Genomic DNA, 906 nt, shown 5'->3' with positions numbered 1-906 from the left:
GAGTATTCCTTTACACAAAATATCAATTTAAAACAATCCCCTACCCTAAAAGAAAAAAGAAATACTATGCTTAATAATATACTAAAAGCAAAAAGCAATATTTATCATCTTAGTTTAAATGAAAGTATTAAAATCAATATTCAAAAAGAAACTACAAAAGAATATACTATTATAGCAAAAGAACAAATTTTAATCGATGATGCCATTTTAGCTAACACTATCAACACCAATGATAATTTAAATATTAAAGACTTAAATCTAAGCAAATCTTATACAAATAATTTAACCCTTATTCCATCTTTTTTAAGCTTTACACCTAGTTTTAAATCCAAACCAAAACCTCCAATTAATACCATGGGTATAGTTATAGGAGAAGATTTTAATATAGAAAATCAAAGAAATACTATTTATACTGATGAGTATGGAAGAGTTAAAGTAAGGATTAATCTTTATGCTAATCAAGAAGAATTAGATAATAAAACAAACATGTATCACCATAGTCCATTCTTAAGAATAGCTAGTAGTGTAGCAAGCAATCATTCAGGTTTTTATCATACACCAAGAATAGGAGATGAAGTTATTATTTCATTTTTAGATGATGATATAGACAAGCCTTTTATTAGTGGGAGTTTGTATAATGGGGTGAATACTATGCCACAATATAACTACCCAAGATACAAAAGAGAAATCGCTGAACAAACACTAAATTATCTAAGTGCTATACCTATGTATAATAAAGGCTTAGATGAACTTAAACTACAAGAAAATACAGAATATAATCTAAATTATAAAAATGAACATTATCTAACTATCTCTAATTCTACTATAGGAAAAGATAATACCGATGCAAAAGCAAGAAATGAAATCACTTTAAAAAATGATATAGACAAGGAAGAATTTTACATT

Annotated in this window: 1 protein-coding gene; it reads left to right on the top strand. The window is 26.2% G+C overall.

What is annotated here, in order from left to right; genetic code table 11:
* Window positions 1-66: 66 nt before the first annotated feature.
* On the top strand, window positions 67-906 hold an 840-nt coding region (locus FPD38_RS07920; RefSeq protein ID WP_261798321.1), incomplete at its 3' end, for a phage baseplate assembly protein V.

The organism is Campylobacter volucris (genome assembly GCF_008011665.1).
Classification (GTDB): domain Bacteria; phylum Campylobacterota; class Campylobacteria; order Campylobacterales; family Campylobacteraceae; genus Campylobacter_D; species Campylobacter_D volucris_A.
This window is presented reverse-complemented; position numbering and strand designations above follow the sequence as displayed.